The sequence below is a fragment of the Mesorhizobium sp. WSM4820 genome, assembly GCF_055811075.1.
Genome location: NZ_JBVVQN010000003.1, coordinates 371,767 through 388,375, shown reverse-complemented (window position 1 = coordinate 388,375; position 16,609 = coordinate 371,767). Strand labels below are relative to the sequence as shown.

At 61.8% G+C, this 16,609-nt stretch carries 22 protein-coding genes and 1 pseudogene; 17 read left to right on the top strand and 6 right to left on the bottom strand.

Translation table 11 applies throughout. The annotated features are described in order from the left end of the window. The first annotated feature begins 227 nt into the window (after positions 1-227). The 6 genes and pseudogenes from AC0L2R_RS07840 (at position 228) to AC0L2R_RS07815 (ending at position 3,978) form a co-directional block, all read left to right on the top strand. Positions 228-1,757 carry an ABC-F family ATP-binding cassette domain-containing protein gene (locus AC0L2R_RS07840; RefSeq protein ID WP_473508337.1) on the top strand — a complete coding sequence of 510 codons (1,530 nt, stop codon included), beginning with the start codon at positions 228-230 and terminating at the stop codon, positions 1,755-1,757. Between the two features lie 261 nt (positions 1,758-2,018). After that, positions 2,019-2,299, top strand: a pseudogene (locus tag AC0L2R_RS07835) (type II toxin-antitoxin system RelE/ParE family toxin). Positions 2,300-2,389: 90 nt separating this feature from the next. Continuing rightward, positions 2,390-2,686: a HigA family addiction module antitoxin gene (locus tag AC0L2R_RS07830; protein ID WP_473508336.1), complete on the top strand. Its 297-nt coding sequence runs from the start codon at positions 2,390-2,392 to the stop codon at positions 2,684-2,686. A 129-nt stretch (positions 2,687-2,815) separates the two neighbouring features. Beyond that, positions 2,816-2,989 carry a hypothetical protein gene (locus AC0L2R_RS07825; protein WP_164547136.1) on the top strand — a complete coding sequence of 58 codons (174 nt, stop codon included), beginning with the start codon at positions 2,816-2,818 and terminating at the stop codon, positions 2,987-2,989. A gap of 134 nt (positions 2,990-3,123) precedes the next feature. Further along, positions 3,124-3,552, top strand: a complete 429-nt coding sequence (locus tag AC0L2R_RS07820) for a VOC family protein (RefSeq protein WP_473508335.1) — start codon at positions 3,124-3,126, stop codon at positions 3,550-3,552. A gap of 72 nt (positions 3,553-3,624) precedes the next feature. Then, positions 3,625-3,978: a DUF1428 domain-containing protein gene (locus AC0L2R_RS07815; RefSeq protein ID WP_473508334.1), complete on the top strand. Its 354-nt coding sequence runs from the start codon at positions 3,625-3,627 to the stop codon at positions 3,976-3,978. A gap of 7 nt (positions 3,979-3,985) precedes the next feature. Here AC0L2R_RS07815 and AC0L2R_RS07810 read toward each other — a convergent pair whose 3' ends face one another. Continuing rightward, positions 3,986-5,620, bottom strand: a complete 1,635-nt coding sequence (locus tag AC0L2R_RS07810; RefSeq protein ID WP_473508333.1) for a tetratricopeptide repeat-containing sulfotransferase family protein — start codon at positions 5,618-5,620, stop codon at positions 3,986-3,988. 195 nt (positions 5,621-5,815) lie between these two features. Beyond that, positions 5,816-6,010, bottom strand: a complete 195-nt coding sequence (locus tag AC0L2R_RS07805; RefSeq protein ID WP_473508332.1) for a hypothetical protein — start codon at positions 6,008-6,010, stop codon at positions 5,816-5,818. A 383-nt stretch (positions 6,011-6,393) separates the two neighbouring features. Here AC0L2R_RS07805 and AC0L2R_RS07800 point away from each other — a divergent pair, with 383 nt between their 5' ends. The 5 genes from AC0L2R_RS07800 to AC0L2R_RS07780 all read left to right on the top strand — a co-directional run bounded on the left by AC0L2R_RS07800 (position 6,394) and on the right by AC0L2R_RS07780 (position 8,816). After that, positions 6,394-6,660 (top strand): hypothetical protein, encoded by a 267-nt coding sequence (locus AC0L2R_RS07800; RefSeq protein ID WP_027151071.1) that lies wholly within the window; start codon positions 6,394-6,396, stop codon positions 6,658-6,660. After that, positions 6,657-6,905: a hypothetical protein gene (locus tag AC0L2R_RS07795; RefSeq protein ID WP_473508331.1), complete on the top strand. Its 249-nt coding sequence runs from the start codon at positions 6,657-6,659 to the stop codon at positions 6,903-6,905. Before AC0L2R_RS07800 ends, AC0L2R_RS07795 begins: the two co-directional genes overlap by 4 nt. Positions 6,906-6,927: 22 nt before the next feature. Next, on the top strand, positions 6,928-7,092 hold the full coding sequence (locus tag AC0L2R_RS07790; protein WP_473508330.1) for a hypothetical protein: 165 nt from the start codon (positions 6,928-6,930) through the stop codon (positions 7,090-7,092). A 169-nt stretch (positions 7,093-7,261) separates the two neighbouring features. Then, positions 7,262-7,879: a CSS-motif domain-containing protein gene (locus AC0L2R_RS07785; RefSeq protein WP_473508329.1), complete on the top strand. Its 618-nt coding sequence runs from the start codon at positions 7,262-7,264 to the stop codon at positions 7,877-7,879. A 70-nt stretch (positions 7,880-7,949) separates the two neighbouring features. Then, positions 7,950-8,816, top strand: a complete 867-nt coding sequence (locus AC0L2R_RS07780; RefSeq protein WP_473508328.1) for an EAL domain-containing protein — start codon at positions 7,950-7,952, stop codon at positions 8,814-8,816. Between the two features lie 87 nt (positions 8,817-8,903). On the opposite strand, the gene AC0L2R_RS07775 is transcribed toward AC0L2R_RS07780, so the two are convergent. Beyond that, on the bottom strand, positions 8,904-9,305 hold the full coding sequence (locus AC0L2R_RS07775) for a Kazal-type serine protease inhibitor family protein (protein WP_473508327.1): 402 nt from the start codon (positions 9,303-9,305) through the stop codon (positions 8,904-8,906). A gap of 500 nt (positions 9,306-9,805) precedes the next feature. Between AC0L2R_RS07775 and AC0L2R_RS07770 the strand changes: the two genes are divergently transcribed. From AC0L2R_RS07770 to AC0L2R_RS07760, 3 genes are all read left to right on the top strand, one after another. Further along, positions 9,806-10,018, top strand: a complete 213-nt coding sequence (locus AC0L2R_RS07770) for a cold-shock protein (protein ID WP_023799871.1) — start codon at positions 9,806-9,808, stop codon at positions 10,016-10,018. Positions 10,019-10,273: 255 nt separating this feature from the next. Continuing rightward, the gene (locus AC0L2R_RS07765; protein WP_006202521.1) at positions 10,274-10,486 is read left to right on the top strand and encodes a cold-shock protein; all 213 of its coding nucleotides are present in this window, start codon (positions 10,274-10,276) and stop codon (positions 10,484-10,486) included. Positions 10,487-10,718: 232 nt separating this feature from the next. Then, positions 10,719-11,135 (top strand): BA14K family protein, encoded by a 417-nt coding sequence (locus tag AC0L2R_RS07760; protein WP_473508326.1) that lies wholly within the window; start codon positions 10,719-10,721, stop codon positions 11,133-11,135. A gap of 113 nt (positions 11,136-11,248) precedes the next feature. Here AC0L2R_RS07760 and AC0L2R_RS07755 read toward each other — a convergent pair whose 3' ends face one another. From AC0L2R_RS07755 to AC0L2R_RS07745, 3 genes are all read right to left on the bottom strand, one after another. Then, on the bottom strand, positions 11,249-11,890 hold the full coding sequence (locus AC0L2R_RS07755) for an MBL fold metallo-hydrolase (protein WP_473508325.1): 642 nt from the start codon (positions 11,888-11,890) through the stop codon (positions 11,249-11,251). A gap of 264 nt (positions 11,891-12,154) precedes the next feature. Further along, on the bottom strand, positions 12,155-12,472 hold the full coding sequence (locus AC0L2R_RS07750; RefSeq protein WP_027151066.1) for a hypothetical protein: 318 nt from the start codon (positions 12,470-12,472) through the stop codon (positions 12,155-12,157). Between the two features lie 144 nt (positions 12,473-12,616). Beyond that, positions 12,617-13,510 carry a branched-chain amino acid aminotransferase gene (locus AC0L2R_RS07745; protein ID WP_091598375.1) on the bottom strand — a complete coding sequence of 298 codons (894 nt, stop codon included), beginning with the start codon at positions 13,508-13,510 and terminating at the stop codon, positions 12,617-12,619. Between the two features lie 243 nt (positions 13,511-13,753). Between AC0L2R_RS07745 and AC0L2R_RS07740 the strand changes: the two genes are divergently transcribed. Genes AC0L2R_RS07740 through AC0L2R_RS07730 form a run of 3 tightly spaced genes read left to right on the top strand, consistent with a single transcriptional unit; the run spans position 13,754 to position 16,457 of the window. Then, positions 13,754-14,287, top strand: a complete 534-nt coding sequence (locus tag AC0L2R_RS07740) for a MarR family winged helix-turn-helix transcriptional regulator (RefSeq protein ID WP_031255243.1) — start codon at positions 13,754-13,756, stop codon at positions 14,285-14,287. Continuing rightward, a complete protein-coding gene (locus AC0L2R_RS07735) occupies positions 14,274-14,993 on the top strand; it encodes a response regulator (protein WP_036261013.1) in 720 nt (239 codons plus the stop codon). The genes AC0L2R_RS07740 and AC0L2R_RS07735 overlap by 14 nt, the downstream gene beginning before the upstream one ends. A 51-nt stretch (positions 14,994-15,044) precedes the next feature. After that, a complete protein-coding gene (locus AC0L2R_RS07730) occupies positions 15,045-16,457 on the top strand; it encodes an ATP-binding protein (RefSeq protein ID WP_091598380.1) in 1,413 nt (470 codons plus the stop codon). Positions 16,458-16,609 lie beyond the last annotated feature (152 nt).

Genomic DNA, 16,609 nt, shown 5'->3' with positions numbered 1-16,609 from the left:
TCTTAAAAGGAGGGCTGCGTGCATATCGACCACCACCGTCAGCGCGGCCCTGTCCCTGCCCTGCGAGCTTGCTTGCAGGGCTGACCAGAGACGGTCCGGGTTCTCCCGCTTCGATTTTCTTGGTCCTGCCCTTCGTGGTGCTGCAACGCCGAGCCTGATGGCCAGCCTGCGCACCGTCAAAGTGCATCGAACCGGACCTTTATTCCGGGCAGACCAGAGAAACCAACGTGGCCCTGATCAGCCTCAAGTCCCTCGGCGTCACCATGAGTGCGCCGCTCTTTTCCAACCTTGACCTCAGCATCGGCACCGGCGACCGGCTCGGCATCGTCGCCGCCAACGGCCGCGGCAAGTCCACCTTGCTGAAGTGCCTGACCGGCGAGATGGAGCCGACATCCGGCGACATCACCCGCACGCGCGGCCTGCGCGTCGGCCATGTCGAGCAAGCCATTCCCGCAGCATTGGCCGAGCACGGCTTTCAGCAGGTGGTGGCCGACGCCTTGCCGGCCGAGCAGGCCGAAAGCGAGCAATGGCGCGTCGATGTCGTTCTCGATTCACTCGACGTGCCCCAGCCGATGCGCGAGCGGCCGATGCGGGCCTTGAGCGGCGGCTGGCAAAGACTGGCGCTTATCGCCCGCGTCTGGGTCACCGATCCCGATGTGCTGCTTCTCGACGAGCCGACCAACCACCTTGACCTTGCCAAGATCAGCCAGCTCGAAACCTGGCTGAACGCACTGCCGCGCGAGGTGCCGGTGGTGATCGCCAGCCACGATCGGGCTTTCCTCGACGCAACGACCAACCGGACGCTGTTCCTGCGCCCCGAGCAGTCGCCGGTATTTTCGTTGCCCTATTCGCGGGCGCGCGATGCGTTGAGCGAAGTCGACGCCTCGACCGAGCGCAAGTTCCAGCGCGACATGAAGGTGGCGCAGCAATTGCGCCGGCAGGCGGCCAAGCTCAACAACATCGGCATTAATTCGGGCAGCGACCTTTTGACGGTCAAGACCAAGCAGCTCAACCAGCGCGCCCAGCGCCTCGAGGAGGTCGCAGCACCGGCGCACCGCGAAAAATCGGCGGGCGCGATAAAGCTCGCCAATCGCGGCACCCATGCCAAGGTGCTGATCACGCTTGACGACGTGGCGGTCGAAACGCCTGACGGCACGCTGCTGTTCAGGACCGGCAAGCGCCACATCTGCCAGGGCGACCGCATCGTGTTGCTCGGCCGCAACGGCGTCGGCAAGTCGCGGCTGATCAGTCTGGTCAGAAATGCCGTCGTCGAGCCAGAGACGGCAACACAAGGCGTGAAGGTGACGCCGTCGACGGTGCTCGGCTACAGCGACCAGGCATTGTCGGGCATCAGCGGCGACGACACGCCGCTGGCGATGCTCTCGCGCAAATTCGATGTCGGCGAGCAGCGCGCCCGCTCGCTGCTGGCCGGTGCAGGCGTCAGCATCGACATGCAGGAGCGCAGGATCGGCGTGCTGTCGGGCGGACAGAAGGCGCGGCTGATGATGCTGGCGCTGAGGCTCGCCAATCCCAATTTCTACCTGCTCGACGAGCCGACCAACCATCTCGACATCGACGGCCAGGAGGCGCTGGAGGCGGAATTGCTCGGCCATCAGGCGAGCTGCGTGCTGGCATCGCACGACCGCTCCTTCATCAGGGCGATCGGCAACCGTTTCTGGCTGATCGAGAAGCAGCGGCTGGCCGAGATCGACAGCCCGGAGGATTTCTTCCGGGAAGTCGCCCGGACGGCAGGTTGAGTGATTTGGCGGCAGGATGTCTGTCGATGATCTCTGGCAGGTGTGATCTGACCACGAAGGGGCCGCTTGCTCGGCTGAGCGGCCCTTCTGAATGCCCTTCATAGGTGGAGCAGTAACGCCCCGGATGGAGATAGACACTTATGACGACGTTCCGACGCGTCAGCGCGACCTTCAGATCACAAGAATTTCGTATCACACTATGAGACGCTTCCTTGACTTCCGAGACGTATCATGTGATGGTACGCTTCCTGGAGACGGCAGATGATCCGTTCGTTCAAGGACAGGACCAGCGAGGCGGTTTCGAAAGGCAAGGCTCCGAAGGGCTTCCCCTCTGATCTTGTTCGTTCGGCTCAGCGTAAGTTGTTCATGATCGACAACGCCGCTGAACTGGCGGACCTGAAGACGCCGCCCGGCAACAGGCTTGAACCGCTGAAAGGCAATCGTACCGGTCAGCATTCAATTCGCATCAACGATCAGTTCCGCGTCTGCTTTCGGTGGGTGGACGGGCAAGCAGAGGATGTCGAATCACCGACTATCACTGAACTAGGGCTCGATACCACGATGCACGACGCATGATCATCGCTTTCCTTGGCAATTAACTGTTGTCAACCGCTCACTGCCAGGAGCTTGTAATGTTGTACTTTGACACCCCGATCCACCCCGGAGAAATCCTTCGAGAGGAATTTCTGGTTCCGCTTCGTCTGAAGCCTTACACGCTGGCCAAAAAGCTGCATGTTCCGCGCACGCGCATCGAGCGCCTAGCCAGCGAGACGACACCGGTAACTCCCGACACCGCGCTGCGCCTTGCCAAGTTCTTCGGAACAACGCCACAGTTTTGGATGAACATGCAGTCCAGTTACGATCTCGCGGTAGAGGGCGAAGCCAAGAAGGCCGAACTCGACGCAATCGAGCGGATGGAAGCTGCTTGAGATCATCGACGGTGGAGTGAATCCGGTCCTGCGGCAAAAAAATTCCAGCGGTCTGTCGGATCGTCGCTGCGCGCCACGTCCTTGGGATGCCGACACGGTGATGCCGGCGCCAATCGAGGAGAGAGCATCATGTCTATTCTGTCATCCGTAGGCCGCATAGCGACCCGTTACTCAGCGGCGCGCGCCCGCTACCGCAGCGAGCGTGCCATCCTTTCGTTGCCGATCGAACTGCGCAAAGACATCGGCTGGCCGGAAATCGTCATCGACGCACAGAACAGCCCGCGGATTGGCCTGGCTCCTTGACAAGGGGGCTCCTTGACAAGGGCGGCCGTCGCACGCTCGGCATCAAAAAAACAGCAGCGGCCATGTAGGATCGCCGCCGCTTCATTCGTCCTGTGATCCGCAAGGTCAAACCAAACGCAGAGAGGAGCAAAAAGATGAACGACCAGCCCCAAACCCAGCCTAAAGCGAAAGTCCTCGGCGGATTGACGCCCTACCTTCAGTTGGACGGCGCCTTCAAGGCTTCGGAATTCTATCAGAAGGCCTTCGGCGCCGAGCAGGTCTTCTTCTACCCGCCGGACGAGCAGGGCCGGACGATGCACATCCATCTCCACATCAACAGTTCGACCTTGATGATTTCCGACTTCTATCCCGAGCACGGAATGGCCCCGGTGAAGCCGCAGGGCTTCACCATGCAGCTCCATCTCGGCAGCGACGACATCGACGCCTGGTGGCAGCGCGCCATCGATGCCGGTTGCAAGGTCGGCACGCCGCTGCAGGTGATGTTCTGGGGCGATCGCTGGGGTCAGTTGACTGATCCCTTCGGCGTGGAGTGGGCGATGAACGCGCCAGTAAAGGCGGCGTAGCGTCACCGTTTCTTCCTTCTCCCCTTGTGGGCCCCTTGTGGGAGCAGGAAATCCAACCCAAGGAGAACCACAATGTCCTATGTCGATGGTTTCGTACTCGCCGTGCCCAAGGCGAATCTCGATGCCTACAAGGAAATGGCGCAGCTGGGCGGCACCGTCTGGATGGAGCATGGCGCGCTCGCCTATGTCGAGTGCATTGGCGACGACGTGCCCTATGGCGAAATGACCTCGTTCCCGCGCGCCGTGCAGGCCAAGGACGACGAGATCGTCGTCTTCTCGTGGGTCGTCTATGAATCGCGGCAGAGCCGCGATGCGGTGATGGCCAAGGTCATGGCCGATGAGCGGCTGAAGTCCGACTGGTCGGCGATGCCGTTCGACGGCAAGCGCATGATCTTCGGCGGCTTTCAGCCCTTCATTGAGTTGTAGGCCCGCATTACGCCAGCCGGTCGAGCAGCGGCTTGAGCCGGTCGCCATAGCGCTTCCACAGATCGACCGAGCCCTGGTACATCGGCTGGCGCACCTGCGCCGCCGACGCCGTGCGCACCGGCCGGTCGGTCTCGTGGAACGACAGCACTGCATCGTCCCATGGCAGGCCGAGATAGGCGATCAGCGCCCGCGTCTGCCCTTCCTGGTCGGCAACGAAATCCTCGTAGCGCACATCATGCACGACATCAGGCAGAACGGTGCGCCAATGCGCCATGATGTCGGTGTAGAGATTGTGGAAATCGGCAAGCTCGCCGAGGTCGTAGCCGTAGCGGTGGCTGTCGCCGCGGAAATGCACCTTGTAGATCGACAGGCAGGTCGCCGCCGCGTCGCGCGCGCAATGGATGATCTTGGCCTTGGGCAGCATCAGATGGATGAAGCCGACCAAAAGGAAATTGCCGGGCATCTTGTCGGTGACATGCCGGAAATCCGGATAGCGGGCGTGCAGCAGGTCGAGATAGGCCTGGCCTGCCTCGGCAAAGGCCTTGTCGGGCATGTCGGCGATCCCGCTGGGGAAACCGCCCTTCATACCAGGCGGAAACTGTTTTCCCACCGCCGTCTTCAAAATGCCGAGCTCGCCCGCGCCATAGACTTGGCGGTGGCTGGCGATGATCTGCTCGACAAGCGTGGTGCCGGAGCGCGGCATGCCGACGACGAAGATCGGCGTGTCGTCGGCAATCCCGCTCGGTCTGTGCTTGTCGAAGAAGGCCTTGTCGAACACCGCCTTCATCGTTTCGAATTCGGCGCGTGTCTTGTCCGCATCATAGTCGATGCCCATGCGGCGGATGGCATTGCCTTCGGCGAAATAATCGAAGGCACGGCCATAATCCTTCAGGTCGTCATTGGCCTTGCCGAGGCCGAACGAAAGCTGCATGCGCGCCAGGCTGCCGTCCGGCGCCTTGGCGTGCTGCGCCTCCATCCCGGCAAGCTCGGCGTCGCGCTCCTGCTGGCGCTTGACCTGGGTGAGCAGCAGCCAGGCCCTGGCCATGCCGGGATCGACCGCCAGCGCCTGCCGGAAATGCTCCGCTGCCTCTGCGAGGCTGCCCTTCTCCATCAGCCCGACGCCCAGCCCGTGCAGCAGGTCGGCGTCCTTCGGCCGAATTGCCAATGCTTCGCGGAAGACGGCGAGCGCCTCGTCGAGCCGCCCAGCCTCCTGCAGCGTCTCGGCAAGCCCGATGCGGGCGCGGACATGGAACGGATTGCGGCCGATGGTGCCGCGATAGATCTCCTCCGCGCCCTCGAACTGGCCGAGTTGCTTCAGCGAAGAGCCGAGATTGTCGCGCGCCGCGAGTTGCTCCGGCCGGATTGCCACCGCGCCACGGAAGAAATCGACGGCTGCACCGACACGGCCGAGGTCGCGCATCACCGTGCCGAGATTGTTGAGGAAATCTGGATTCTTGGGTTGCAGGCGCACCGACTGTTCGAGGAGATCAAGTCCTTCGGCGCTGCGCCCGGTCTGGTGCAGCAGCAAACCGAGGAAATGTGCTGCCGCCGCGTGATTGGCCTTTTGCGCCAGCACCTGCCGGTAGAGCATCTCGGCTTCCTGCCGGCGCCCCGCCTGATGCAATTGCAGGGCCTGCTGCACGCGCTGGTCGAGCCCCAGCGGCGGCTGTCCGCCTGAGCCGAAATTGCCGCCCGCGCCTGCCGGTCTTCTCGGATCTCTGTTGATGGGAAACCTGCCGTGTTTTGTCCGCCTGCCGCGATCTAAGCCATCGGCGCGGCAGGTTCAAGGGTTCGCAGGCCAGCTTGCCGGAAATCCTGGGTTCATGGGCCGGCCGTGTCAGATCAGGCGGTTGGTCTCCGCAACCTGTCTGGCCCGCCGCAGCGTGCCGTCGGTATCGGCGATCCTGCGCCTTGCTGCCTCGTCACTTCGTATCGTCAGCCGTGCCGACACGACTTTCGCAGGCCCGGCGACCTGCTTGACAATCGGCTGGATGGTTACGGTCGAACCATCAGGTGTTTTCACGGAAAACATGATTTTTCCTTTCAGATGTAAATAAAAATCGATTCCGGGATGAATTTTTCCGGCACAATCTCAAACAATTCTTGTGAAGTTTCCGGACCGTATCACCATTTCCCAAATAGCCCTAGAAAAGTAAATTTACGACGAGGTCGGCGACGGGCGGGAATCTTCTTGAATAAACCGCATTTTGGGATTAGTGAATTGAGATCGTTTTTTGGGCCAAGCTTGGCATCTCGCGGCGTCAGAAGTTCTCGACCCGCCAAACTCATTCCAGATCGCCGATACCCAAATTGCCGATACCCAAATTGCCGAACAGGGACCCACGACCTTAGGTCCCGGTGCCGCGAAGCGGGCACCACCCTATCGGATCCAAGACGACACTTCGAGGCACGAGAATGTCTGGCCGAACTACCCATTCCATCGCGCATTTCGAGGCACCCTTCATGATTGGCGGCCTAGAAGGACAATTGCCGGCCGGCGACTACGACATCGACCACGATGAGGAGCTTGTCGATGGCATCTCGTGGCTTGCCTGGCGCCGTGTCGCCACTTTCATCCACCTGCCGGCAAGGACGGTGAAAAGCCAGACCAGCCAATTGGTCGCCATCGACTTCGCCGAACTCGAAACCGCGCTGAGGCGCGACCAGGAGAATGCCGCATGATCCGCTTCCAGCAGAACGCGCGCCCGCGCACCGACACGCCTGCGCATCTTTTCGCGATCGGCCAGACCGTTCGCATGAAGAGCCGCACCGGCCTTGTTCAGAAGACCGCCGAGCTGTTCCAGATCAAAAGCAGGCTGCCGGTCAAGGACGGCTCGCCGCAATACCGCATCCGCAGCAACGAGGAGACCCATGAGCGGGTCACCACGGAAGACAATCTCGAAGTGGCCGAGGATCCAAACAGCTAGCCGCCCATCAAGCGTCGCCACCATGTTCATCAATCACGAGGACCAGGAAACGGCCAAGGGTCAACAGCGCAGCAACCGCGAGACACGCAAGCCCAAGAAGGACAAGACGGCGGCAAAACCGATCTCCCCCTTCGGCTCGGCTGTGAAGCAGGCGGAAGCCGGTTTGAAACCGAAGTCCAAGGGCTAGCGGCGGACGGATGAGCAGCCCTGCATTCATCCAGCCATCGCGGGGCGGATTAAAGATCACGTAATTTCGAAGCCCTATAAGGTCCGCTGGAACCGGGCCCGATCACGGTTGGCTGCCTGGCGGGCCGCGCGCGAAATCGTCGCTCGCAGCCGAAGGCAGGGAGGCGCACATGGACAGGTCGCGCATCATCGTGACTGCGGTGGTGCTGGCCCTGCTCGGGGCGATAGTGCCCATCGCGGCGATGTTCCACTTTTCATGGGTCCTGGCGGTTCAAGAAGAACACGAGCGGCTGGAGCTGTTCGCCAACCGCGCGATCGCCAGGGCCAGCATATCCCTCAAGGATGCAGCCGGCGCGTTGCGGGAGATCGACCGGTTCACCGGCGACCGCTGTTCGGTGGACCACATTGCCCGCATGCGGCGGCTCACCATCAACACGCGCTCGATCGAAGAAATGGGCTATTTCGAAAACGGCCTGCTCAAATGCACATCCTGGGGACCGACCGAAGGAAGCGTTGCGCAAGCCGCACCGGATTTCACCGCTGCAGACGGCGTTGCCGTCACTGCCCGGATACGGCCCCTGGCCAACCAGGACCATCCGCTGATGGCCCTGCAGTACAAGCGCCATAATGTCCTTATCGACCCCCTGCGCTTTGTCGACATCGTCGTCGATCCCGACGTTCAGCTTGCCCTGGCGACAAACACGGGCGTCCTGCTCAGCGCGCTGAACGGGCCTGATCCTGCGCGCATCGGCAAGATCATCGCCGACCCGGGCAAAGGGCCTGGATGACGGTCATCTGTTTGCCGCGGTGCGCGGGACGGACTGGATCGCCGTCGCCACCGAACCGGAAAGCCAGATTGTGGACAGCGTGCGTCGGCGGCAATTGCTGTTGCTTCCCCTCGGCGCTTTCATCGCCGCCTTCATCATCGGCATGGTTGTCTGGCTGTCACGGCGGCGGCTGTCGCCGCTTGGAGAATTGCAGATTGCCGTGCGCAAGCACGAGTTTATCGTCCACTATCAGCCGATCGTCGCGCTCAGGACAGGCAATTGCGTGGGTGCCGAAGCGCTGGTGCGCTGGAGACGACCCGACGGCTCGCTGGTCCGGCCCGATCTTTTCGTCCCGCTGGCCGAAGAGAGCGGCCTGATCGCGGCAATCACTGACCAGATCATCGCCCTTGTTGTTTTGGACCTGAAAAAACTTCTTGTCGCCAATCGTTCGCTCCACATCGCGATCAATCTCAGCCCGGCCGACGTCAGAACGGCAAGGGTCCTTCCGGTTATCGAAAAGACCCTGCAGCACACCGGAATTCAGCCTCGGCAGATCTGGCTGGAGGCGACGGAGCGCGGTTTCGTCGACGTCGATTCAGCGCGTTCGACCGTCATTCGCGCCCGCGAGCTTGGCCATGCCGTCGCAATCGACGACTTCGGCACAGGCTATTCGAGCCTGTCCCATCTCGAGGGCCTGCCGCTCGATGCGCTGAAGATCGACAAGTCGTTCATCGACACGATCACTACGGATTCCGCCACCAGTTCCGTCACGCCGCATATCATCGACATGGCCAAGACGCTGAAGCTGAAGATCATTGCCGAGGGCGTGGAGACACAGGCACAGGTCGACTATCTGATGGAACGCGACGTCGACTATGGTCAGGGTTGGTTGTTTGCCAAACCTATGCCCGCGGCCGAGTTCATTGCCTATTGCCGCAAGGCCAGGCTGCCGGCGTAGAAGCAAGAGCCGCCAGCTGCACTCGCGCGGCTGCGCCCAGTTGATGGATGAGCCTCCCCGCCCGGAGACGGGGAGTAAACCAGCCTCTCAGCAGGGACCGTCGTCGACGATGCGATAGTCGGCGGCGCGAGCCTCGCAGGCGTTGGGGAAGGTGCGCAACGCGCTGCCGCGGCGGGCGCAGACCGGGCGGTATTCGCGCGTGCAGAACGTCTGCTCTCCATCACCGCCACCGTCGCGGCACCGGCCGCCGCTGATGATGCGATATCCGGCCCGCTCGGCAAGGCAGGCATTGGCGAAGGTCTGACGGTCGCCACCGCGCCGGGCGCAGACCGGATCATATTGTCTGGTGCAAAATTGCGGCTCGGGCCGAGGCGGGCGGTACCCGGGTCCGTCCTCCTCCACCACCACCGCGGTACAGGCTGCAAGAACCGCCGACAGCAACAGGATGGCAAAACCCTGTCGCGAGAAGATTGCCGCAGGAAATTTCATCACCAGACCTCCCTCGAGCCCCCGCTCCAATGCATGTCACCCAAAGCATGCCTACGGGACTCTGATCCGAGGGTGCGAAGCGGTTTGGGACAACGGCATGCCAAAAATGAAGCCGATCCTCGCCATTCCACCCGCCGAATGCAACCCCTGTTTGCAGGCTCCCAGCCTGCGTGGCCGGGCTATGGCCGACGACCACCGGGCGAGAACACCGCTTTCTCGATGCCGTGCGTGCGGACGCGCCCATGGGCGGCCGTTGGCGCTACCTTGCAACTACCGCGTTTCCGTGCGATAAATTTTGTGTTCGGGCATTTGCGACCCGGAGAGCGGAACGTTTTGGACGACCTTTCCCCGATACTGTGAATCTCTGACGGCCCCGTTTTTCGGCGGGGGGTTTTTACCATGCGCCAATGCATGACTGCCGAAGCAACCACCGGGACTTGCCCACGGCGTCAGGCGGCGGGCAAACCACAAAGACTGACACGGGTGAAGGAGTTTCCCCAATGGCCCAGACCGGCACCGTTAAATTCTTCAACGCTACCAAAGGCTTCGGCTTCATCACGCCAGATGACGGCGCCAAGGATGTGTTCGTTCACATCTCCGCGATCGAGGCTTCGGGCCTGCGCACGCTCGTCGATGGCCAGAAGGTCACGTTCGATGTCGAGCCCGACCGCATGGGAAAGGGACCGAAGGCGGTCAATCTCCGCGCGGACTGAATCGTCGGCGCGCGCACGTCCGCGCGGACGTGCCAGGAACGAGCCCGAGGCCGCTCCAAAGGCCTTGAACCGGCTTTCAGCGCCGGACCGGAGTTTCGAAGGCGCGGCGGTTTCGTCGCGCCTTTTTTCGTGGCAGGGCGGCAAGCCACTGCTCGCAAAACTTTCTCTTGCCGATGGCGCTAAAATAAACGACAAATTTCCACTCGGGCATTTGCCGGCCCGAGACTGGACTTGATGGGATCAAAGGAGCTTCCCATGCCGCAGACCGGCACCGTCAAATTCTTCAATCATGCCAAAGGCTTCGGCTTCATCACGCCGGATGATGGCGCGAAGGATGTCTTCGTCCATATTTCGGCCGTGCAGGCGTCGGGTCTTCCCGGTCTTGAGGATGGGCAGAAGGTAACATTCGACACCGAGCCGGACAAGCGCGGCAAGGGTCCGAAAGCCGTCAACCTGTCGATCGGCTGAGCCGAGTTCGAGACAGCGTCGGACGATCCGCTGACGCAGCTCCGCTCCTTGTTGAGCATACGATATTTGTGCCTTGCGCCATGCCTGATCGATGAATCGACTGGTCCCAGCCCGCCAATTTCGTTCAGCCCCCGTTCAGCCACGGTCACCTATTAATCTTCGGTAAAGCCGTACCGCATCCCCCAGATTACCCGGGCCGCAGATTACCCGGGCCGGCACGAAGGAGACCGAGATGAACCGAATTTTCAAGACCGCCGTCCTGTCCGCCGCAATTGTTGCAAGCACGCTCGCGACCTTGCCGGCGGCCAGCGCTGGTGACTGGCGCCACCGGCACCATCATCGTGGCAATGGCGATGCGATCGCGGCAGGCGTCCTTGGCCTCGCGGCCGGCGCCCTGATCGTTGGTGCGCTCAACAACCCGCAGCCCAGCTATTACGACCCCGGCTATGACGATTATGGTCGTTATCCACGGCCGGCCCCGGTGCGCCGCTACTACGCGGAACCGCGGGTCGTCTACAATGACGGCTATGCCGAGCCATGGACCCGCGGCTGGTATGAATATTGTTCGGATCGCTATCGCTCTTTCAACGGCCGCACCGGCACGTTCACCGGCTATGACGGCGAACAGCATTTCTGCACCGCGAACTGAGGCTTCCCTGCCCCCCCAAAAAGCGCTGTCCGCAAGGCCAGCGCTTTTTTTCGGCGTCATAAGGAAAGGAGAGACCGACGCGCGCCGCGTGAGGCTCCGCAGCCACGACGCGTTTAAATCAGGAAGGGGTTGCTCCGGCGCTCCTCGCCGAAGCGGCCGCCGGGACCATGGCCGCAGATGAAGCCGATGTCGTCGCCGAGCGGCAGAAGCTTGTCCTTGATCGAGGCGATCAGCGCGGCGTGGTCGCCGCCCGGCAGATCGGTGCGCCCGACCGAGCCGCGGAACAACACGTCGCCGACATGGGCGAACTTCGCAGCACGATTGTAGAAGACGACATGGCCGGGCGCGTGGCCCGGGCAATGAAAGACTTCGAACGCGTGCTGGCCGAACGAGACGGTATCGCCTTCGCCGAGAAAGCGGTCGGGCACGCAATTGCGCACCGGATCGGTGATGCCGTAGTGTTTCGCCTGCTTCTCGAGATTGGCAAGCAACGGACGGTCGGCCTCATGCGGGCCGATGATCTCGAGGCCGAGCGCCTCCTTCAGCTCCATGGCGCCGCCGGCGTGGTCGATGTGACCATGCGTGATCCAGATCGCGCCGGCGTTGATCGCATTGTCCTTGAGCACTGCCAGCACCTTGTCGATGTCGCCGCCGGGATCGACGACGACGCCTTGCCTGTCGTCCATGTCGAAGAGGATGGTGCAGTTTTGCTGGAAGGCCGTGACCGGCACGATGCCGGCGTTGAGCTGACCCATGATCGTCCTTTCGCTGTGTCGCTTCTGATTTAGAGACACATGCGAACGTCGTCCACCGCATCCGGCTGTCGCGACAACGCCAAAATGAAATGGGCGGCCGAAGCCGCCCACGCAAAAGCCCGAAACCGCTAAAGCGCGTCGCGGCTGAATGGATTTATGCGACGCGCTTTAAGTTATTGTCTTTATGCATGTCGTTATCGCAAAACCGCTGCGCACCACGGGTCAGGCCCTGGAGGGCATGCTTTTGCGCGACATGCATTAAGCTCACTTCTTCGTCGCGTTCATGACCGCGCCGATGATGGCCGTCAGGATGGCGCCACCACCAGCACCGCCGAGGATGTTCTGCACATTCAGCGCGCTGCCCAATCCGCCCGTTGCCGCTGCGGCCGCAGCCGGATCGATCGTGCCGCCGCCGAGCAGGCTGCCGAGGATGGCCGCACCGCCGACGCCGCCAAGGGCGCCGCCGAGGATTTTGGTAAGCTGCCCCATTGCCGCTGTCTTGAGCGCGGCGCCCACCGCCTGACCACCAATGACACCCATAATCACCTGAACAATGATCTGAAGAAGCGTGTTCATGTCCATATTACCAGTCCCTCCATAGCTGCCAGCCTCCGTGGCGACAGCATCATGAGACGCCGAACTGGACGAAAGTCAAATGCCGAGGTGCTTAAATAAAAGGGGCAGTCCGAAAACCGCCCCTACTTGTTAAAAAAGTTGTGACTTTCGTTATTCTGCGGCAATCGCATGCTTGGGTTGAACGGCTGCAGAATAGTCGTTCATCAGAGTCTTGGCGATTTCGCCCACCTCGAATCGGTATGGACCGATTTCTGAAACGGGCGTCACCTCGGCCGCCGTTCCGGTGAGGAAGCACTGCTGGAAGCCTTCGAGTTCTTCCGGCATGATGGTGCGCTCGATCACCTCGAAGCCGCGATCCTTGGCAAGACCAATGACTGTACGGCGGGTGATGCCGTCGAGGAAGCAATCGGGGGTGGGTGTGTGGATCTTGCCGTCCTTGACGAAGAAGATGTTGGCGCCGGTTGCTTCCGCAACCTGGCCGCGCCAGTCGAGCATCATGGCGTCGGCATAGCCTTTGGCTTCGGCGGCATGCTTGGACATGGTGCAGATCATGTAGAGGCCGGCAGCCTTCGATTTCGACGGCGCGGTGCGCGGATCGGGGCGGCGCCATTCGGCCAGATCGAGGCGGATGCCCTTCAGCTTCTGTGCCGGATCGAAATAGCTGGGCCACTGCCAGATGGCGATGGCGCAGTTGATCCGGCTGTTTTGCGCCGAGACGCCCATCTGTTCGCTGCCGCGCCAGGCGATCGGCCGGACATAGGCATCCTGAAAACCCTGCTTCTTCAACAGCGTGCGGCAGGCGTCGTCGATCTCGGCAACCGAATAAGGAATCTTGAAGCCGAGCAGGCGTGCCGATTCGTGCAGGCGCTCGCTGTGGTCGGTCAGCTTGAAAATCTCGCCGCCATAGGCGCGTTCGCCCTCGAATACCGCGCTGGCGTAGTGCAGGCCATGGGTCAGCACGTGGATCTTGGCGTCGGCCCATTGGACGAACTCGCCGTTCATCCAGATAAAGCCGTCCATTTGGTCAAAGGGAACGGATGCCATGGTAACCTCCCGCGGGCGGCCGCCCGCACATTATCGTTGCGCGTTTCTTGTCAGCCGCACCGGGCGGCCACTATCTCGAAGCGTAGGCGGATATATAAGGTCTGGCAAACACAGGAAGTTCCGGAAAAACGGCTTTCCCTTGCCTTTTCGTTCGCAATCCGCCGAAAAGCTTGTCAAAAATTACCATTGCCGGGAAATTACGTCAATAGTACTGACATAATTTCCCTTTCGCACGGAGAAAAGATGACGGATCGCAGCCACCCAGCCGGAAAACCGATCAGGACGGCGATCACCGACGAGGACGGCATCGACTTTGCCATCATCGAACTGTTCTTCTTCGCCTATCGCGATTTTACCTCCGATCCGGACCAGATCCTGTCGGACTATGGTTTCGGCCGCGCCCATCACCGGGTCCTGCATTTCGTCAATCGCAGGCCGGGCCTGACGGTCGCCGAACTCCTCGACGTGCTGAAGATCACCAAGCAGAGCCTGGCGCGCGTGCTCAAGCAACTAATCGATACCGACCACATCGTCCAGTTGCAGGGTCCGCGCGACCGCCGCCAGCGCGAGCTCTATCCGACAGCCAAGGGCCGCGCCCTGGCGCTGGCGCTGGCACGGCCACAGTCACGCCGCATCCATGCTGCATTGGAAGATTCCGGAGCCACCGAACGCGCCTTGATCGAGCGCTTCCTGGAAGCGATGGTCAATCCGGAACTAAGGGCGCAGATCGACATTGTGCCCGCAAAAACGTCAGGGAAAAGCCATGGAGACCATTGAAAGGGTTGATCAACCGGCAGCACCGGACGACGATGCGCCGCATCTGCTGGTGATTGATGACGATACCCGTATCCGCAATCTTCTCAAACAATATCTGACCGAAAACGGCTTTCGTGTCACCGTTGCCGGAAATTCCGGCGAAGCGCGGCGCAAGCTCGCCGGCCTCGATTTCGATCTGCTGGTGCTCGATATCATGATGCCGGGCGAAACCGGCGTCGATCTCGCCAAGGCGTTGCGGGCAACCAAGAACGTGCCGATCCTGATGCTTACCGCGCTGTCCGAGACCGACAGCCGGATCACCGGGCTCGAGGCCGGCGCCGACGACTATCTGCCGAAGCCTTTCGATCCCCGCGAATTGATCCTGCGCATCAACAACATCCTGCGCCGCGGCGGTCCTGCAACGACGCCCAAGGTCGAGCAGCTGGTTTTCGGGCCTTACACGTTCCAGATCGCCAGGCGGGAGCTCAAGCGCGGCGGCGAGGCTTTGAAGCTGACCGACCGCGAGCAGGAGATCCTGGCGATCTTCGCGGCCCGGGCCGGCGAAACGATACCGCGTCATGAACTTGTCGGCGACGAATCCGAAGTCGGCGAGCGCACCATCGACGTCCAGATCAACAGGCTGCGCCGCAAGATCGAGCGCGATCCGTCCAATCCGGTCTGGCTGCAGACCGTGCGCGGTATTGGGTATCGGCTCAGCGTGGAATAGACTGCCGCCCGCAGCCCCTTGTCGAGTGGCTGCGGATGAGCAAAAGGGCGAATGGCGACCACGCAACTGGAACGGCCGGGAGATCGCGGCTTGAGCGCTCGCGCCAGGCGGGCACTGAAGGCCGTGCCGCTTGCCTGGAAACGGTTCTGGCGCCTGGTTTCGCTTTACATGCCGAAGCGGCTCTATGCCCGCTCGCTGATCATCGTCATCGCGCCGATGATCCTGCTGCAATCGGTCCTCGCCTTTGTCTTCATGGAACGCCACTGGCAGACCGTGACACAGCGCCTGTCGCAGGCCACGGTCCGCGACATTGCCGCGATCGTCGACCTGGTGGAAACCTATCCGCACGACGCCGACTACGCCAACATCATCCGCATCGCGCAGGATCGCATGCAGCTGAAGATCGACTTGCTGCCGCCCGATCCGCTGCCGGCGCCCGGTCCAAAGCCGTTCTTCTCGATCCTCGACGAAATTCTCTCGTCCGAGATCACCCATCAGATCAACCGTCCGTTCTGGATCGATACGGTCGGCAATTCCAATATCATTGAGGTCCGCGTCCAGCTCGAAGGCAAGGTGCTGCGCGCCTTCGTGCGCCGCAGCCAGGCCTATGCCTCGAACACGCACATTTTCCTGATCTGGATGGTCGGCACCTCGCTGGTGCTGCTGATGATTGCCATCCCGTTCCTGCGCAACCAGATCCGGCCGATCCTGACGCTGGCCGAGGCCGCCGAAAGTTTCGGCAAGGGCCGGCCGATGCCGCTCGATTTCCGTCCGCGCGGCGCCGAGGAGGTTCGCCGCGCCGGCTTTGCCTTCATCCAGATGCGCGAACGCATCGAACGCCAGCTCGAACAGCGCACCGCCATGCTGAGCGGCGTCAGTCACGATCTGAGGACCATCCTCACGCGCTTCAAGCTGCAGCTTGCGCTGACCGGGACCAAGGCCGACACCGAGGCGCTCGGCCAGGACATCGACGACATGCAGTCCATGCTGGAAGGCTATCTCGCCTTTGCCCGCGGCGAGGCAACGGAAGACGCCGGCCGTTTCAACCTTGAAGCCTATTTCGACAAGCTCGGCGAGGAGGCGACGCTGCGCAAGCGCAAACTGTCGACCTCGCTCGCCGGCGATCCAAATGTGCATGTGCGGCCCCACGCCTTTGCCCGGCTGTTGTCCAATGTCGTCGGCAACGCCTTCCGTTATGCCAAGACGGTTGAGATCAACGCCAACCACGGCCGCGGCTCGCTGCTCGTCACCATCGACGACGACGGTCCGGGCATTCCGCCTGAAAAGCGCGAGCACGTGTTCAAGCCTTTCGTGCGGCTTGATGAAGCCCGCAACCTCGATGCCAGCGGCACCGGCCTTGGCCTTGCCATCGCACGCGACATTGCCCGCAGCCATGGCGGCGACATCATGCTCGACAAGAGCCCGCTCGGCGGCTTGCGCGCCGTCATCAAGGTTCCGGCCTGATTAGAGCGACGTGCGTCCTTGGATGCACAAAGTACGCTCTACACATAGAACCCACGCGACGTGCGTCCAATTGGACGTACTGCCTTCATCGGCCCGTCATGAAACCATGCTGAAGAGCGCGCATGAAGCGCGTGATCCTGATTGATTCGGCC